We start from the raw sequence: 14,817 nt of genomic DNA on the forward strand, positions 1-14,817 counted from the left end.
GAAGATGAAATTCAAATTAAATTTAGTCACCCTCGCCCTACTCGCTAACGCTGGTATAGTCAGCACAGCAATGGCGGCTGGTGGCTATGGTATTCAAGATGCGAATACCGACAAAGTTAAATTCGACAAATGGGCTTGTAAGCGCTGTGTCGTTGAAACTGGCGTTAATGGTACTGTCGGTATAGGCATGGGCTATAACAACAGCGATGATATTCGCTCAGCCAACGCATTTGCTGCCGAAGACGAGTTTGCCTATAAGGTCGATGCGGATCTTAAATATATCAATGAATCCGGTTACCGTGCCACAGTTGAAGCCGATAATCTCGGCATGGAAAATGGCCGTCTAGATGTTAATGCCGGTAAAACGGGTCAATACAACCTAAACCTTAACTACCGTCAAATTGCAACTTACAAAACCGATAGCGCCATGACGCCTTATCAGGGGGTGGGTGGAGACCATCTAACCCTACCCGATAACTGGCAGACGGCAGGTTCGAGTCAAGATATGACTCAGCTATACAGCAGCCTGAACCCTATGGAGTTATCACTTAAGCGTAAACGAGCCGGACTTGGTTTTGACTATACATTCGATGCTGAGCCAGGTGAGGAGCTATGGACCACTTATCTTAATTACCAGCGTGAAGATAAAACCGGACTTAAGCAAGCCTCTGGCAGCTTCTATAACCAGTCTATGATGCTAGCAGAGCCCGTTGATTACACCACAGATACGGTAGAAGCAGGTATTAAGCTTAAAGGGGACAACTGGTTCACGGCACTGAACTACTCAGGCTCAAGCTTTAAAAACCAGTATAGCCAGCTGACATTTGATAATGCCTTTAACCCAACCTTTGGGGCACAAACTCAAGGCACAATGGCATTAGATCCTGACAACGAAGCGCACACGGTTTCATTGATGGGCCAAGTCACTGCAGATAAGACAATCTTGAGTGGACGGGTTCACTACGGACAGATGACCCAAGATCAAGCATTTGTCACCTCAGGTTATGGTTACCAGATGCCGGCAGAATCCCTCGATGGCCGCGTCGACATGACAGGCGTTAATTTGAAGCTAGTCTCTCGCTTAAATCGCAGCGTGCGTATCAAGGCAAGTTATGATTATAGCGACCGTGACAACAAGACGAATGTTGAAGAGTGGACACAGATAAGCATCGACTCAACCTCTGGCCAAGTTGCCTACAATACGCCCTATGACATCACCACACAAAGGGCTAAATTAAGTGCTAACTACAGTATCACTCGTGGTATGCGACTCGAAGCAGGTTATGACTACCGTCAGGATGACCGTAGCTATCAAGATAGAGAAACCACCAACGAACACACGCTCTGGAGCAAGTTCCGTCTGAGCAAGTTCGACAACTGGGATATGTGGATCAAGGGGAGTTATGGTCAGCGTGACGGTTCTGAATACCAAGCTTCAGAGTGGACTTCAAACGAGTCAAACGACCTGTTGCGTAAATATAATCTAGCCGATCGTAAACGAACTATGGTAGAGGCGCGAGTCACTCACAGCCCTACCGAGGCGTTAACTATCGACTTCGGGACACGTTATGCACTCGATGACTACAACGACACTCAGATTGGTTTAACAGAATCTAGAGATCTTAGCTACAATGTCAGTGCAAATTACCTGATCAACGATGATATGACATTGACGGCATTTTATAGCCGTCAGAACATAGAATCAGATCAATCAGGTAGTTCGAACTTCAGCACACCAAACTGGTTTGGCGTGGTCGAAGACGAGGTCGATGTCATAGGTGCAGGCTGGAGCTATAACAATCTGATGGAGAAGAAATTACGCTTAGGCGTTGATTACACTTACTCTAAGTCAGACAGTAATACTCAAGTCACCCAAGGTGTCACCGGAGATTATGGTGATTACTATGCAAAATCTCATAACATCAACATCTATGGTCAATACCAAGCCACCGAAAAGATGGCGCTACGTGTCGACTATAAGATGGAGAAATACCAAGATAACGATGCTGGCAATGAGATAGCACCTGATGGGATCTGGAACGTTGTGAGCTTTGGCTCTAATAGCCACGATTACAACGCCCACCTGATCATGCTGAGTATGAGCTATAGACTTTAGACTTTAGACTTTAGACTTTAGACTGATACAGTTTATTGAATATAAGTATTAAAAACCCGCTTTGGCGGGTTTTTTATTGGGTAAACGAAAAAGCCCTTAAACGGACACGCAGCTTAAGGGGGACCAATGGATATCAATGGTTAAGGTTGGGGATGAACCTGTTTTGCAAAATCTCGATAATAGTTTTCGTTAATAGGTCTCGCTTATAGCAGATAGCCTATTTGACCCTTATGGTTAACTCGCCGCTTATCACGCCTTCACTTCTGCCGCGCACGGCGACATAACAAGTGCCAGCCTCGGGACTGGCAACAGAGAGATATTTACCACTATTGTCTCTGCTCAGATATGCTCGTAGCTTTTACCTGTGAGTTTATCCTCTCCGCACAAAAAGCCCTTCTAATCCCAATCGGTATAAGAAAGTGGTCAGTTCAGAGTTATTTTTGGCCGCATAATTCAAGGCGAATGAGTGAGGGAATAGTGATCCCTTTTGAACTTATTCAACACAGAAGTAGGCAGCCAAAAACACTCCTATTAGGCGAGTTTTAGCACTTCTGATACGGCGTTAACGAGCTTAAACGTAGAATAACTATGTCTCTCACACGTTGCCTTGTCCCACAATCGCTAAACTCTCGCTGAATGGCCACATCTTTATACCGATTGGTATAACACAACGATTTATTATGTGGTAAAACGGAGTCGGTTCTGCATCGATAAGGATTCTTCGAGCTGAAGTCATAATCTTTATCCTGAAAAAAACTAAGTTGAGGTAGTTTAACGCCTAGTAGGCAATAAGCTAAAGCACAAAAGATATGGCTGTCCGTCTTTATTTTAGTTGTATTCATTATTTTGGTGTGTTGTTTAACAAAGACAACGAAACCCTAAATGAAAACTAGATTATTCCGAGCCTAATATAATTGAAAACAGCTGAGAAATAGGAGCCGTTTTAGTCCCGAGTTAATTAAATGAAATTTATACTACGGTTAAATTTTATTGTATCTCATATTTATTTTAAGCGGTGTAGCATGTACTAATTATAGTATTAAGGGGCCTTGTTTCCTAAATCGATTGAACCTTTTGCAGCTTATGTGATCTGATCTTCCAATGTGGTTATTGGAAACATCAAGATGGGTAAAGCTAAGCGTAAAATGACCAATTGGTCTCAGTACAACAAGGCATTGATTAATCGAGGGTCCTTGACCTTTTGGATTGATGAGCACGCCATTAGCTCTTGGTGTTGCTCTGAACATCACGGCCGCCGTGGCCGTGGGTATATTTACTCTGATGTTGCTATTGAAACTGCATTGGTTGTTAAAGGTGTATTCAACTTATCACTGAGAGCACTAGAAGGTTTCACTACCTCGGTTTTCCAGCTTATGGATGTGCCACTAACCTCACCAAGCTATAGCTGCATTAGCAAACGTGCCAAGACCGTAAATATCAAATATCGCTCACCGAGTCGTGGCTCTGTGGCACATGTAGTGATTGATTCAACGGGCCTCAAAGTTTACGGCGAGGGAGAATGGAAGACTCGAAAGCATGGTAAAGAAAAGCGTCGTACCTGGCGTAAGTTACACCTCGCAGTAGATGCTAATACGCATGAAGTCGTAGCAGCAGAAGTCACTCTGGTTAACGTTGCTGATAATGAAGTGTTACCCACATTAATCAAGCCGTTAAGAAGACAGATTAAACAAGTTTCTGCTGATGGAGCATACGACACCAAAGCGTGTCACAAACTACTTCAGCGTAAAGGTTGCAAACCCACTATCCCACCAAGAAGCAGTGCTGGGTTTTGGGAGGATGGGCATCCTCGAAACGAGGCAGTGAGAGCCCTCAAAAATAATGAGTTAGCGCAATGGAAGAAGGAAAATGACTATCACTTACGGTCACTATCTGAAACAGCAATGTACCGATATAAGCAACTAATTAGTCCGAAACTTAGCCTACGAGATTATAATGCTCAAGTAGGTGAAGCGCTGGCAGGTGTAAAGGCAATGAACAAAGTCATAAGACTAGGAATGCCAGTTAGGAAAGAGGCTGCCTAGTTAGCTCAAACCCTTGGAGTAGCTGCATCTATAGCGAGGATTTGATCAACAACGCCTATTTGCATTGTTAATAAATGCGACATGGGCGGCAGCAATCGCAAAAATTGCAATGGGTTGTATCAAATAGGAGAGAGCTAGGAATCCAGCAGCGCCAATAGTGAGTAATAGACTGGTGTAGCTATGCTCTCTTTTTTGGTGCAAACAGAGCTGAAGAGGTAGAAGAGCTAACCCAATAGCCATTATGATAAGGCCGATATTCAGTGCCAAATCAGCAAAGCCCACATGATCGACTACAGTCCAGAACAGGGCTACAGCAGGCAAACTGAGACTGATAATAGTGTGAGTTTTGCTAAAACGCTTACTCTGGTATTTCCCTGCAAAAAAGAATAACCCATTAAGTACAAGGTTCATCAAGATAAACCCACCCAGTACCAAGATAATAAAAGCCGTCGCGGTATAAGCGGTGCCATCAATTGCATAGGATCAGAAAGAGGCTGTTAAAAGGAGACTAGATAGTGCAGCTTTATGCGTTGTACGTAGAAACATATAAGTTTTGCAGGTTAAATAATGGTGGCTTAGCTTCTCCTAAAGTGCCGATGATTTCAAGCTAGAGTATTGTTTTATGGGATCTGTATTAGCGGCCTTTTCATTCTAAAATGGGGCATGGGGCTTAGGCAAGAAGAATAACATACCGGAGCAGATCAGGCTTTTCTAGAAAATTCCCCCTGTATTAATAAGGTATGATCCCGCCCTGATTTCGCTATTACAGCTTGCCACGAAGAACAATGATAGAATAAATATATCTTATTTATAAATAGTTAAAACAAGTTATATTGGGGGCTGGAACGAATATCATTCGTTGACTCAATATTATTATGGTGATAAATCCATGCCATATTGCTCCGAGGGAATTCGACTTTAAGTGCCTTTTTAATCACTTTCCCAACCTCGGTAATATCACCTATAATAACTTCCTCTATATAGCCAAATTGCATTATTATGAATTTATCATTCGTACTCTTAGCGACTCGAAATCCACGATCTTTTTTAAACGTCAACACTTCGAATACATCACCCAACTGCATTGTTTTCATAAAACGTTCGCATGAAGATTTAACCTGACCAATATGTAATTTTGACATACCTACCTCATTCTTTTTAATCAAGAAGAGCAGTTTTGGCTAATAACTTACAAAACTGTGCTTTAAATAATATATCGCTAATAAAGATCACCTTAATAGTATGCTTATCAACAGTAAAAGCCACTCGACAAGCCATACACCCATCAAAAACCACTTTATATTCCAACACTTGCAACTGGTGATGTTTTGCATGCTTTACGGGCTTAATTTTACCGTTATGCAACGTTAACAAACGGGGTAAACGTTCAGTAATATCGGAAAGAATCTCAGTATGATAATCAGCATACTGATAGAAAAACCTACGCAAGTGACGATTATCATCAATACAAATATTCATCGACTACCTAGTTTGAAAACACCTTAATACGGCGTTGTTGATCAAATCCTCGCTATAGATGCAGCTACTCCAAGGGTTTGAGCTAACTAGGCAGCCTCTTTCCTAACTGGCATTCCTAGTCTTATGACTTTGTTCATTGCCTTTACACCTGCCAGCGCTTCACCTACTTGAGCATTATAATCTCGTAGGCTAAGTTTCGGACTAATTAGTTGCTTATATCGGTACATTGCTGTTTCAGATAGTGACCGTAAGTGATAGTCATTTTCCTTCTTCCATTGCGCTAACTCATTATTTTTGAGGGCTCTCACTGCCTCGTTTCGAGGATGCCCATCCTCCCAAAACCCAGCACTGCTTCTTGGTGGGATAGTGGGTTTGCAACCTTTACGCTGAAGTAGTTTGTGACACGCTTTGGTGTCGTATGCTCCATCAGCAGAAACTTGTTTAATCTGTCTTCTTAACGGCTTGATTAATGTGGGTAACACTTCATTATCAGCAACGTTAACCAGAGTGACTTCTGCTGCTACGACTTCATGCGTATTAGCATCTACTGCGAGGTGTAACTTACGCCAGGTACGACGCTTTTCTTTACCATGCTTTCGAGTCTTCCATTCTCCCTCGCCGTAAACTTTGAGGCCCGTTGAATCAATCACTACATGTGCCACAGAGCCACGACTCGGTGAGCGATATTTGATATTTACGGTCTTGGCACGTTTGCTAATGCAGCTATAGCTTGGTGAGGTTAGTGGCACATCCATAAGCTGGAAAACCGAGGTAGTGAAACCTTCTAGTGCTCTCAGTGATAAGTTGAATACACCTTTAACAACCAATGCAGTTTCAATAGCAACATCAGAGTAAATATACCCACGGCCACGGCGGCCGTGATGTTCAGAGCAACACCAAGAGCTAATGGCGTGCTCATCAATCCAAAAGGTCAAGGACCCTCGATTAATCAATGCCTTGTTGTACTGAGACCAATTGGTCATTTTACGCTTAGCTTTACCCATCTTGATGTTTCCAATAACCACATTGGAAGATCAGATCACATAAGCTGCAAAAGGTTCAATCGATTTAGGAAACAAGGCCCCCTAGTGCTTATCTGCGGGTATTTAGTTATCGCTAACTGGGGAGTACAAGCCTGGCAAGCCTTCACTCAATAAATGAGTCATAATGATGTTTCATCGCAGTGAATTATGATCATGAATGCAATCATCAGATAGTTGTCTACAGCTCAAACAGCAAATATTGGCCTGTCACTTATGTCAGGCTGAACTCCCCTTGCCTGCAAAGCCAATTGTTCAGTTCTCTCAACACTCGAAAATACTTATCGCCGGACAAGCACCTGGGTTAAAAGCTCACGAGAAAGACGCGCCGTTTCACGACCCTAGTGGTAAAAGACTAAGAGACTGGTTAGGGGTGACAGAAGATCAATTTTACGATGACCAGCTTTTTGCCATTCTGCCCATTGGGTTTTGTTTTCCTGGCACGGTTATCCGTAATGGCAAGAAATCCGGCGACAAGCCCCCCATGCCCCTATGTGCCAAGACGTGGCGAGCTGATGTATTAAAAGAACTCAATCAAATTGAGCTAATCATCATTCTTGGTCAATATGCTATCGACTATCATTTAACAAAGAGTCATATAAACCAAAGCCACTTAGCAAAGAGTCATTTAGTAAAGAGCCACTCAACAAATACTCAGCCAAAAAAGCTATCGGTAACAGATGCAGTGATGAACTGGCAGGAATATTGGCCGCAAAAGATGGTTTTGCCTCACCCTAGCCCGAGAAATAATATTTGGATAAAACGCCACCCTCAGTTTGAAATAGAGATACTGCCAATCCTGAAACAGAGGATTGCGGATATCATAAGATCATAACTCACGCCATTTTATTTAATATTCTTACCCCGCAGCCCGCAAAATAATCTGTACTTGCTAAACTTAATAAAAATGACACGGAGCAGAGGCTATTGTGAGTCAGCATGTCAAAACCATTCCAACTCCATACCCCTATACTTCAATTTTAGAACTGGAAATTGAAGAGATTGATTGGTACCGATGGCAACGTTTGGTCAATACTGTCGCCGACATGTTTAATGCCCCTGCCACCTTTATTAATCAAGCGAATCTCAAAGGCATCGAAGTCATCATAGCGTCAGAAAAACCCGAAACCCATTACCAGCCCGGCAGTATCGATTTAGACACTAATATCTATTGTCATCACGTAGTTGAGAACTCAAGCGAGCTGTACGTTAAAGATGCCAAACTCGATCCCCAATGGTGCAATAATCCCGAATATACCGAAGACAACTATGTGTCCTATTTAGGCCTACCAATCTCATGGCCCGATGGCAGCATTTTCGGCACGCTTTGTGTACTGGACACTAAGGTCACCGATTACCCTGAAACCTATATCAATGCTCTCGGAGTGATAAAAGAGGTGATCGACAGTGACCTTCGTCATCTGTATAAAGAGAATCAACTGCTCACACTCAGCTACACAGATCCATTAACGCAAATCTATAATAGACGTGGCTTTGAAGACTTACTTCTTAGCACTCAAGACCTAGCCCAGAGGCTCAACAGGCAGCTTATCTTGTTGTATTTCGATCTAGATCATTTCAAAGAAGCCAACGACATTTTTGGCCATGAAATTGGAGATGACATCTTAAAGGTCTTCGCAAAAACACTGAAAGTGAACAGTCGGAGTTGTGACTTAGTCGCCAGATGGGGCGGCGATGAGTTTCTGGTGTTGATCCATGCTGAAAACGAGCACTGTGTCGAGCTATTCAATCATAGAATGGCGGAGCACTTATCGGCTTGCTCCATAAAGGCCGAGATAAAGTACTCTTTCGGTTATGCAGTACTCAAACCAGGTGAAAATACCGATCTCGAATCACTGTTAAAAACAGCCGACGAGTACATGTATCAACATAAGCTTGCCAAGAAATCTCAGACGTAACCCGAGAGGAAGCTGCCTCACGATAGTGACTTAATCAATAAATGCGATAAATATTAGGTCCAACAATATATATACCTTGATGTCATACCTGTAACACATATAAAATCACATCAAAATGGATTAGTTTAGACGGAACCTAAATTTATGGCCTCAGCAGTAGCTTCTCGCTCCGCACTATTTCACTTACCTTTTTTATTTACCCTATTATCAGTGGGCATGCTCACAGCATGTGGCGGTGGCGGCGCAAACTCCAGCGAAGAGACTAATGGTGCTTCTGGCAGTTCAAACACCCACCAATTTACAGCTGATTTTATTAACCTCATCCCCAGTACGAATACTCAACTTGCCACTAAAGTCGACCTCTTCTACGAGCATGTGGGCATAGATGAAGTTGAAATAGCCACCAATATCGATTATTTAGAGCAACAAAGAACATCTAACTTTGGCTGGACTGGCCTAACTCAAGCTAATTTAAGCTTCACAGTAAAAGACTCACTCAATAATCAGTCTTTGCTCAGCTCAAACACCATGACTTATAGCAATACTCAACAAGGCTTATTCCTACTTGCTACAGGTGAGAAACCTTCATCTCAAGCGGTGTCGCTTATCCGTGTCAACAAGCTGGAAGGTGAACAAACGAGTTATCGCTTGTTTCACGCTAACGCCTTAGATAGCCGCAGTCTCGATATCTATAATGCTGATGCTCAAACCGCTATCGCCCTCAACTTGGCCTTTAATCAAATATCGACAGCTATCGAATATGATCAAAGTCTGGCAGAGGTCAATATCTTCGCGGTGCCAGCTGGCACAACCCCGAATTACAGCAATACCAGTGGCTACCTGCTACAGGCCGTTATCACACAAGAGTCGAATGACACTCTCAGTGTATTGGTCGCTAAACCTGGAACAACATCTAGCTGGCAAATAAATCACTATTCCGAATAGCGTTATTTATACCATCGAGCCATAAAAGCCCCTGCTCTTGTTTGCCCCCAGTCTTTGGACAAACAAGAGTTGTAAATAAGATCGATAAACAAGAGTATCACCATAAAAGTTTGCCATCTCTCATAGTTAGCCCAGCCAAAATACCTTAAGCTAATGAAAACCCCTTCGAGACGCTCAATGTGTATTTTCTAGATCCTAGCCTAGCCCAACAGATCGTTGAACGCACAATGAAGATTATTGGCCATAACATCAATGTGATGAATAATCGCGGCGTGATTTTAGGCTCTGGCGATCCCCATCGTATTGGCTCGACTCATGAGGGAGCCCTGTTAGCCATAAGTCAAAACCGCACAGTGGAGATAAATTCAGCCGCAGCAGCCAATCTTCATGGGGTAAAAGCCGGTATTAACTTACCCCTGCACTATAAAGGTGAGATCATTGGCGTCATCGGCATCACAGGTGAGCCTGAAACCTTGCACAATTACGGCGAGTTATTAAAAATGACCGCCGAAATGATAGTCGAGCAAGCCAACTCCATAGAACAGGCTCAATGGCAATATCGCCAGAAAGAAGAATTTATTCTACAGCTGATTAAATCAGACGCTGAGTTTTCACCTCAGCTCAAAGACTGGGCACTGCAGCTCAATATCGAAATAGACGCCCCTCGTGTCGTCGCAGTAATTAAAGTCCAAGGGGATGAAGAACAAACCTCGGCAAACTCGCTGCTGAAAAAAGTGCTCAACCTACTGGAAACCCCCTCACGTGGTAACTTAGTCGCCATGACCTCTATGACTGAATTGGTTATCTTAAAACCCGCGTTTTTGGATGGCAACAAATGGGATCCACACCTTGAGAGTCAACGTATCGATCAGCTTCTCACCCGTATCCCCGAAGAACTTAATGCCCGATTAAAGATTGCACTAGGCCACTTTTTCCCCAGCCCTGCCGATATTCAGTCGCTCCTACACCACAGCTAGAGAAACCTTAGCCCTAGGTCAACAGCTCAGACCCGCTGAAAGTAAATATCTCTATGAAGACTTCTCGCTACTTGTATTACTCTCCGGACTCAAGGGAGACTGGCGGGGACAAGAACTAACAACACCCTATCAGACGCTCGTTAATGGGGACAAGAATGGTCAACTCAGTAAGACCTTAACCGCTTACCTGCAACACTTCGGTGATCTACAGCAGTGTGCTAATGAACTCTTTATCCATAGAAATACCTTAAGATATCGCCTGGATAAGATCCAACAACTGACTGGTGTCGATATTCAAACACTCGATGGCCTACTTCAGCTATATCTAGGGTTGGTATTAAACAAACAATGAGTTTGGCCTTCGAATGAAGGCTGATTACATTTTTACTTTGGTTCATTTTGTTTTGCTTGTTCCTTCTCGTCATTCCGGTAGAGCTTTTGAGCCGGAATCCAGTCTTGTATGTTGGGCAGTATGTTTGAACGTCGTACCTTCAATTTAACCTAACGCCTGTCCGGCGAGGAATGTACAGCTACTTCTGCGAGACGCCGTGAACACATCCATGTGGGCTCTACCAAAACATCCCTGTTTTGGAAGCTCGCAGCCGCATCTGCACTGAGTTATTTTCTCTCTTCGATTGAGCTTTTTATGCTCTTCTTCGTGTCCTCTGTGTACTCCGTGGTGAATTGCTTTTGCCGAAAGTTAGCTAGCCTTCGAATGAAGGCTTATTGCATTTTCTTGTTGTTTGTATAATCGTCATTCCGGTAGCTCTTTTGGGCCGGAATCTGACCTCCATGGATGGAGAAAATGTCGAATGATGTCTGGAACATTTTCGACCAGCTGTTGTTGGGTAGTGTGTTTGAAGGTCGTACCTTCATAGCTACTTATCGCTTGCAGCGGGCTTTTATGTACTCTGGTTTTGAGAAAGTTCTGCGAAACGCCGCAAGCACTTCTGACCTCCAGGGATGGAGGAAATGCCAAATTTTGTATGGAACAAAATTGGCCCTGTGGGCTCAGCCAAAACATCTGACCCACATGGATGTGGGGAATGCCAGAAAATGTAGGGAACATTTTTGGCCATGTTTTGGAAGCTCGCAGCCGTATCTACACGGGGTTATTCAAAAGAAGGTTATTTATTTAACTTCCCTGTAAACAATCTTGAATCGTGAGGCCTACCTAATTCGATACGACCCCTTTGTTTCTTGAAATGGTGAGTTACTACACTCACCATTTTCAATGTTTACTTAGTTAACACGGCTTGCCTCTCATCAAACGAGGCATCTGTAGATTTATTAAGATTTTCTGCTAGAGCCAAATAGACTGCCGGTAACACAAATAGGGTAAAGATTGTGCCGATAAACATGCCTGCTACCAAAATAATACCGATACTATTCCTGGCTTCTGCGCCTGGTCCGGTCACTAAAACTAAAGGAAAGTGACCAAGTACTGTCGCAGCTGTTGTCATCAAAATAGGTCGTAACCTTAACTTTGCGCTATATACGACAGCGTCCAATTTTCGATACCCTTTTTGTTGAAGCTCATTCGCAAACTCTGTAATTAGTATTCCATTTTTAGCGACTAAGCCCACGAGAGTAATAAAACCGATTTGGGCGTAGATATTCATCGTTGTCATACCAAGAAACGAAAACGACATACCGCTAGCAAGAGCCAAAGGTACGGATCCGAGTAATACCACTAATGGCGAACGAAAGCTGTTGAACTGTATAGCTAGAACCATATAAACCATGAATAAAGAGATGGCAAGCACAGAGAATAAACTGTTTCCTTCTTGGCGTAGTTGACGAGAGCTTCCCGCATAATTCACTTGGTATCCTGGCGGTAATATCTCCTCTGCCTTTTGTTCCAGAATACTCAGCGCTTGATCAGGTGTTGTCCCTGGCACCAATCCACCTAAAACACGAAACGAGTTAAGTTGATTGAATCGGTTCGCGCTGCGTACGCTAGCAGTTTGCTCTAAGTTTGCGATGCTACTTAAGGGTACAAAATCGCCATTCGGTGTTTTTATTTGTAGGGTGAGTAATGTTTCACTGCTATCTAGCTGTTGCTCCTCAATCATGGGGATCACACGATAGGCCCTACCATCACTATCAAAACGTGTCACGTCTTGCTCTGACACCATCAATGATATTTGGTCTGTTACCGCTTTGGTTGTTAACCCCAAGTCCATCATTTTTGTACTGTCAAACTCGAGTCGTGCATGAGGCATATCTAGCTTCAGGTCCGTATCAACAAACATGAATTTGCCACTTTTTTGCGCGGCCTCTAGCAGTGCATATGAATACCTAAGCATATCGCTGTGACTATCTTGCGATTGAATGACCATTTCTACATCAAATTGCCCAGCCGTCGGCAGTGGCATCGGTGACGTTGGGTAAACTCTCAAGCCAGTGATTTCTTTGAGTGCAAAATAAATATTTTGTACAACATCTGAGGTTGAGTATGAGCGTTGGTCGTATGGAACGAAGTTAATGCCACTGAAGCCGCCTGACTCAGTAAGGGTCTGCCATACCATGTCTATGCCTTCCATTTTCTCAATAGAGCTGACCGCCTTTTGCATAAATTGATTGCTATAGTCTAAAGAACCACCTGAAGGGGCTTCAGAAATAACAAATAGCGAACTTTGGTCTTCAACAGGCGCAAGCTCTTGCTGTGAAAATAGATAGAAAGGAACGATCAAAAGCGAAAGAACAAATGCTCCAGTCAATAGGGCTCGGTCATGAGAGAAAACACGATATAGTCCACTCTCATAACGCGCTGACAACCGATCGAATATCAGGTTGACCTTGTGCGTTAGGCGACTTTCTTTCCCCTTTTCTTGAGAGACGTAGGCACTCATGATTGGCGATAAAGTAATAGCAACGATACCGGAAACAAGAACAGCAATGGCTAACGTAAACGCGAACTCTTTAAATAGAGCCCCAGACAAACCGCCGACAAAACCAATGGGGACAAATACTAAAGCCAAGGTGATTGTCATAGAGAAAATAGGGCGCAGCAGCTCTCTTGAGCTTATTAATGCAGCTTCAATTCGGCCTTTACCATTTCGCATATGACGTGCGACATTTTCTACGACGACAATCGCATCATCGACAACCAGTCCTACAGATAAGACGATTGCCAAAATGGTCAGTAAATTAAGTGAGAAACCCGCTAGTAGCATCGCTGCGATACTGCCTAAAATTGAAATAGGAATAGTCACCAAAGGCACCAACGCCGTTCGAAATGATCCCATTAGCAACAGAATCACTACGCCTACCAGCAATACAGTTTCGACAAGAGTGGTGAAAATTTCTTTGAGTGCATCTCGCATATATTGAGTGCCATCATAGCCAATGGTAATACTTGTTCCTTCTGGTAAGCGTGAATTAGTGACCACAAGTTGCTCGTATAATGCATCACCAATTGAAATTTCGTTCGAACCCGGTGACGTTACGATGCCGATAAAAACCGACTCACTAAGATTTAGGCGTGCAGAGTCGGTACCGCGATCCTCTCCAAGCTCTATACGAGCGAAATCGCTAAGGTAAATAAAAGTATCACCACTCTTTTTCACGATCATTTGGCGAAAATCATCGGCGCTTTGGTACAGTGCATTACTCATGATACTTATGTTTTGGCTCGCGCTTTCTACATGACCTAAAGAAGCGATAACATTGTTATCGATTAAAGCCTGATGAACTTGATCGGCACCAATATTCAAGCTTGCCATTTTCAGAGGATCGAGCCATACACGCATAGCCGGCTTGCGTCCACCAAGTACATCCGCACTTTGAACGCCAGGCACAGACGCAAACCAAGGTGTTACGTCGCGTTCTAAAAAGTCGGTGAGCTCTGATCTGTCCATTGTAGTGCTAGAAACATTCAGATAAAAAGTGGCTCCTGGCCTATCGACACGGGTAACAGAAACGCTTGGGTCTTGCACGCCATCTGGCAGTTCATAAGAGATCTGGCTAAGGCGTGAGTTGAGTTCAGCAAGCGCATTGGTGCTATTTTCGTTGAGCTTGAGCCATACCGTTACCTTACTCAGCCCTGCTGTTGTTGATGAATCGACGTAGTCGACGCCCGGAACACTCATTGCAACTCTTTCGATTGGTTCTGTAACGAAACCTTTTACGACATCAGCAGAGACACCAACATACTCAGTGGTGATGATAAGAGACGAACTTTCGATCTGGGGGAACTGCGAAATCGATAGTCGTTGCGATGCCATCAAACCGGCAATGATAATGATCAAAGAAATGACGATTGCTATAACTGGCTTTTTAACAAAGATATCCACT

At 43.4% G+C, this 14,817-nt stretch carries 10 protein-coding genes and 2 pseudogenes; 6 read left to right on the top strand and 6 right to left on the bottom strand.

Translation table 11 applies throughout. The features are described from left to right. Positions 1–4 precede the first annotated feature (4 nt). Positions 5–2,116: an MtrB/PioB family decaheme-associated outer membrane protein gene (locus sps_RS09335; protein ID WP_077752282.1), complete on the top strand. Its 2,112-nt coding sequence runs from the start codon at positions 5–7 to the stop codon at positions 2,114–2,116. A 664-nt stretch (positions 2,117–2,780) separates the two neighbouring features. On the opposite strand, the pseudogene sps_RS29220 reads toward sps_RS09335, so the two are convergent. Next, positions 2,781–2,852, bottom strand: a pseudogene (locus sps_RS29220) (transposase); the annotation flags it as partial. Positions 2,853–3,240: 388 nt separating this feature from the next. On the opposite strand from sps_RS29220, the gene sps_RS09340 reads away from it, so the two are divergent. Next, on the top strand, positions 3,241–4,158 hold the full coding sequence (locus sps_RS09340; protein WP_077751965.1) for an IS5 family transposase: 918 nt from the start codon (positions 3,241–3,243) through the stop codon (positions 4,156–4,158). A 45-nt stretch (positions 4,159–4,203) separates the two neighbouring features. On the opposite strand, the gene sps_RS09345 is transcribed toward sps_RS09340, so the two are convergent. The 4 genes from sps_RS09345 to sps_RS09360 form a co-directional block, all read right to left on the bottom strand. Then, positions 4,204–4,572: a hypothetical protein gene (locus tag sps_RS09345; protein ID WP_149027251.1), complete on the bottom strand. Its 369-nt coding sequence runs from the start codon at positions 4,570–4,572 to the stop codon at positions 4,204–4,206. A gap of 404 nt (positions 4,573–4,976) precedes the next feature. Further along, the gene (locus tag sps_RS09350; protein WP_077752284.1) at positions 4,977–5,300 is read right to left on the bottom strand and encodes a hypothetical protein; all 324 of its coding nucleotides are present in this window, start codon (positions 5,298–5,300) and stop codon (positions 4,977–4,979) included. A 16-nt stretch (positions 5,301–5,316) separates the two neighbouring features. Further along, on the bottom strand, positions 5,317–5,637 hold the full coding sequence (locus sps_RS09355) for a hypothetical protein (protein ID WP_077752285.1): 321 nt from the start codon (positions 5,635–5,637) through the stop codon (positions 5,317–5,319). Positions 5,638–5,723: 86 nt separating this feature from the next. After that, positions 5,724–6,641: an IS5 family transposase gene (locus sps_RS09360; protein WP_077751965.1), complete on the bottom strand. Its 918-nt coding sequence runs from the start codon at positions 6,639–6,641 to the stop codon at positions 5,724–5,726. Positions 6,642–6,837: 196 nt separating this feature from the next. Between sps_RS09360 and sps_RS09365 the strand changes: the two genes are divergently transcribed. From sps_RS09365 to sps_RS09380, 4 genes and pseudogenes are all read left to right on the top strand, one after another. Next, on the top strand, positions 6,838–7,512 hold the full coding sequence (locus sps_RS09365; RefSeq protein WP_077752286.1) for a uracil-DNA glycosylase family protein: 675 nt from the start codon (positions 6,838–6,840) through the stop codon (positions 7,510–7,512). 94 nt (positions 7,513–7,606) lie between these two features. After that, positions 7,607–8,596 carry a sensor domain-containing diguanylate cyclase gene (locus tag sps_RS09370; RefSeq protein WP_077752287.1) on the top strand — a complete coding sequence of 330 codons (990 nt, stop codon included), beginning with the start codon at positions 7,607–7,609 and terminating at the stop codon, positions 8,594–8,596. A gap of 144 nt (positions 8,597–8,740) precedes the next feature. Continuing rightward, positions 8,741–9,541, top strand: coding sequence for a hypothetical protein (locus sps_RS09375; protein WP_077752288.1), 801 nt, complete (start codon positions 8,741–8,743; stop codon positions 9,539–9,541). A 179-nt stretch (positions 9,542–9,720) separates the two neighbouring features. Further along, positions 9,721–10,870 (top strand): annotated as a pseudogene (locus sps_RS09380) (sugar diacid recognition domain-containing protein). A gap of 886 nt (positions 10,871–11,756) precedes the next feature. Here sps_RS09380 and sps_RS09390 read toward each other — a convergent pair. Then, positions 11,757–14,816, bottom strand: a complete 3,060-nt coding sequence (locus sps_RS09390) for an efflux RND transporter permease subunit (protein ID WP_077752290.1) — start codon at positions 14,814–14,816, stop codon at positions 11,757–11,759. Position 14,817 lies beyond the last annotated feature (1 nt).

The sequence above is a fragment of the Shewanella psychrophila genome, from assembly GCF_002005305.1.
In the GTDB taxonomy this organism is placed as follows: Bacteria; Pseudomonadota; Gammaproteobacteria; order Enterobacterales; family Shewanellaceae; genus Shewanella; species Shewanella psychrophila.

Coding starts and splice junctions, on each gene's coding strand:
- sps_RS09365 (WP_077752286.1), top strand. CDS start 6,838: ATGCAATCATCAGATAGTTGTCTACAGCTCAAACAGCAAATATTGGCC.
- sps_RS09355 (WP_077752285.1), bottom strand. CDS start 5,637: ATGAATATTTGTATTGATGATAATCGTCACTTGCGTAGGTTTTTCTAT.
- sps_RS09350 (WP_077752284.1), bottom strand. CDS start 5,300: ATGTCAAAATTACATATTGGTCAGGTTAAATCTTCATGCGAACGTTTT.
- sps_RS09340 (WP_077751965.1), top strand. CDS start 3,241: ATGGGTAAAGCTAAGCGTAAAATGACCAATTGGTCTCAGTACAACAAG.
- sps_RS09375 (WP_077752288.1), top strand. CDS start 8,741: ATGGCCTCAGCAGTAGCTTCTCGCTCCGCACTATTTCACTTACCTTTT.
- sps_RS09360 (WP_077751965.1), bottom strand. CDS start 6,641: ATGGGTAAAGCTAAGCGTAAAATGACCAATTGGTCTCAGTACAACAAG.
- sps_RS09335 (WP_077752282.1), top strand. CDS start 5: ATGAAATTCAAATTAAATTTAGTCACCCTCGCCCTACTCGCTAACGCT.